Annotated in this window: 2 protein-coding genes; both read left to right on the plus strand. The window is 60.7% G+C overall.

Going from position 1 to position 3,416, the window contains the following annotated elements:
* The coding region (locus FVF58_RS50705) for an efflux RND transporter periplasmic adaptor subunit (protein WP_149676945.1) at window positions 1-939 on the plus strand (939 nt) is incomplete at its 5' end.
* A gap of 12 nt (window positions 940-951) precedes the next feature.
* Window positions 952-3,416 (plus strand): efflux RND transporter permease subunit (locus FVF58_RS50710; protein ID WP_149676946.1); only part of this gene is annotated, 2,465 nt, incomplete at its 3' end.

The raw sequence follows: 3,416 nt of genomic DNA on the forward strand, positions 1-3,416 counted from the left end.
CCCAAGCCTTTCGAAGCGGCGCTGCAGACAGCCAAAGGGCAGCTTGCCCAGCAACAGGCGAGGCTCTATGTGACGAAAGCCAATCTGGCGCGGGTGATCCCGCTCGCGAAGCAGAACGCCTTGAGCCAGAAGGATCTTGACGATGCGACTGGCAATGAAAAGCAGGCAGAGGCCGCCGTCATCGCCGCTCAGGGCGAGGTCGAGACTGCGCAGCTCAACCTCAGCTATACGACGATCAAGTCACCGCTGAACGGCCTGTCGAGCTTCGCCAAACAGCAGGACGGCAGCTATGTGACGGCCGCGGCAAACGGATTGCTGACTACGGTCTATCAGCTCGATCCGATGTGGGTGAACTTCAGTGTGTCGGAAAACGAGTTGCTCGGGTATCGCAGCCAGCTGGAAAAAAAGCAGCTCGTGTTTCCCCCTAACAACGATTTCGACGTATCGGTCATTCTGGCCGATGGCACGGTGTTTCCTGCAACCGGCCACATCAATTTTGCCAATCCGGCGTTCAGCACCGAGACGGGCACGTTCCTCGTGCGTGCGTCGTTTGCCAATCCGCAGGGCACCCTGCGTCCTGGCCAGTTTGTGCGGGCACGCGTGTCGGGCGCGATCCGCCCGAATGCGATCCTCGTGCCTCAGCGCGCGGTTCTGCAGGGGGCGAAGAGTCATTTCGTGTGGGTGGTCGATAACGAGTCCAAAGCCCGTCAACGCGTGGTCGAACCTGGTGAGTGGCATGGCGACGACTGGTTCATCACCGACGGATTGCATGCCGGCGAGCGCATCGTGGTCGATGGCGCAATCCGGGTGATCGCGGACACGCCGCTCAAGATCACCGGGGCGCCCAAGCCGGCCAGTCAGCCGGCTGCCGACAATGCGCCGCCTGAAAAGCCACAGTCGCTCGCCGCGCGGCAGTCCGGCCAGACCGTGACGAAGTGACGGGCGGCCGATATGAACATCTCCCGCTTCTGCATCGACCGGCCGATTTTCGCGTCAGTCATCTCGATCGTGATTACGCTCGGGGGCGCATTGGCGATGTTAAGTCTGCCGATTGCGCAGTATCCGGACATCACGCCGCCGCAGATCACGATCTCCGCCACTTACCCGGGGGCCAGCGCGGATGTGGTCGCAAACAATGTGGCGGCGCCGATCGAGCAGCAGGTCAACGGCGCGGACAACATGATCTACATGTACTCGTCGAGTTCGTCGACGGGCAACTATACCCTTAACGCCTTCTTCGAGATCGGCACGAACCCCGAGCTGGCGCAGGTCGATGTGCAGAACCGCGTGAACCTGGCTTTACCCCAATTGCCGTCCTCGGTGCAGTCGCAGGGCATCCAGGTGCAGAAGAAGTCCTCGGCGTTCATGATGGTGATTGCCATTTATTCGCCGACTAACCGTTACGACGCGACCTATATCGCCAACTACGCCAACATCTATGTGCTCGATGCGCTCAAGCGCATACCGGGCGCGAATCAGTCGAGTATCTTCGGCACACCCGACTACGCGATGCGCATCTGGCTGAAACCCGATCGCATGGCGCAACTGGGCGTCACGGCGGCGGATGTGCAGAGGGCGGTGTCCAACCAGAACCAGCAGTTCGCGGTGGGGAGCATCGGCCAGTCGCCGACCGGCACGGCGGTCGAACAGTCGTTTGCAGTCACCACGACGGGCCGGCTGACCAGTCCGGCGGAGTTCGACAACATCATCATTCGCGCCGCCAACGGGGCTGCGGCGATCGTGCGGCTCAAGGACATCGGCCGGGCCGAACTTGGCCAGAAAGATTATTCGATCCGCAGCCGGTTCCAGGGCAAGCCCGCCACGGTCATCGCGGTGTACCAGCAGCCGGGCGCCAACGCGCTCGATGTGTCGAAGCAGGTGCGCGCCACGCTCGCGGAGATGAAGAAGCAGTTCCCGGAAGGCATCGACTACGACATCGCGATGGATACCACGGACTTCACCCGCGCATCCATCTCTGACGTGGTTCACACTTTCTTCGAAGCGCTCGTGCTGGTGGTGATCGTGGTGTTCGTGTTTCTGCAGAGCTTCCGCGCGACGCTGATTCCGGTGCTCGCGGTGCCGGTGTCGATCATGGGCACGTTCATGGGCATGCTCCTGCTCGGTTTCTCGATCAACATGCTGACGCTGTTCGGCATGGTTCTGGCGATCGGCATTGTGGTGGACGATGCGATCGTGGTGGTTGAGAACGTCGAACGGAACATGAGCGTGTACAAGCTGAGTCCAAAAGACGCGGCCAAGCGGGCGATGGACGAGGTCGCCGGGCCGGTCGTGGCGATCGTGCTGGTGATGTGCGCGGTTTTTGTGCCGGTGGCGTTCCTGAGTGGCATTACCGGACAGTTGTACAAGCAGTTCGCCATCACCATCGCTATCTCGGTGGTGTTCTCGGGGCTGGTTGCACTCACGCTGTCGCCAGCGCTGGCGGGCATATTGCTTAAGCCGGGGCACCACGAAAAGAAGGGTTTTTTCAAATGGTTCGACGGCTGGTTCGAGCGGATGACGAACGGCTATTCGAACATGGTGCAGCTGGTAATCAAACGTTTTGTCGTGGCGCTGCTGCTATTTGCGGGCATGATCGCGCTTGCGGTTGTGATGATGAGGTCGATCCCCACGTCGTTCCTGCCGCCCGAGGATCAGGGCTACCTGCTTGGCGCGGTCATCATGCCGGATGCCGCCAGTCTCGATCGCACGGGGGCGGTCTCCCAGCATGTCATCGACTATTTCTCGAAGCAGGACGGCGTGAGCAGCGTCACGACTATCGACGGGTTCAGCCTGCTTGACAGCCAGAACAAGAACAACTCCGCGACGTTTTTTATCGGCCTCAAGGGTTTTGATGAGCGCTACAAGTTTGCCAATATCAGAACGCAAAATGCGCGCGCGTTGCTGATCGGCGCATACGAAAACCTGTCGAAGGTCCAGGAGGGGATCATCCTCCCGGTCAATCCACCGTCGATTCCAGGCCTCGGCACGACCGGCGGTACCGAGGTATGGATCCAGGCCCAGGGTGATGCCACGATCGCGCAACTGGCCGGCGTGGTGGACCAGTTCATCGAGAAAGCCAAGGCGCGGCACGAACTGCAGCGCGTGACGTCGACCTTCAATGGTTCATCGCAGCAGTTGCTGGTCAACGTGGACCGCGACAAGTCGGAGACGCTGGGTGTGCCGATACAGGACGTGTATAGCGCGATGCAGACGATGTTCGGCTCGCTGTATGTGTCGCAGTTCAACCGTTCGAGCCGGTTGTGGCAGGTGATCCTGCAGGCCGAACCCGCGTACCGGCTCACGCCTGATGATCTCGACCGGATCTACGTTCGCAGCACGACCGATAGCATGGTGCCGCTCAAGTCGGTGGTGACCTCGAAGTTCACCACCGGTCCTGTTCTGGTGACGCGCTTCAA

It is taken from the genome of Paraburkholderia panacisoli, from assembly GCF_008369935.1.
Lineage (GTDB): Bacteria > Pseudomonadota > Gammaproteobacteria > Burkholderiales > Burkholderiaceae > Paraburkholderia > Paraburkholderia panacisoli.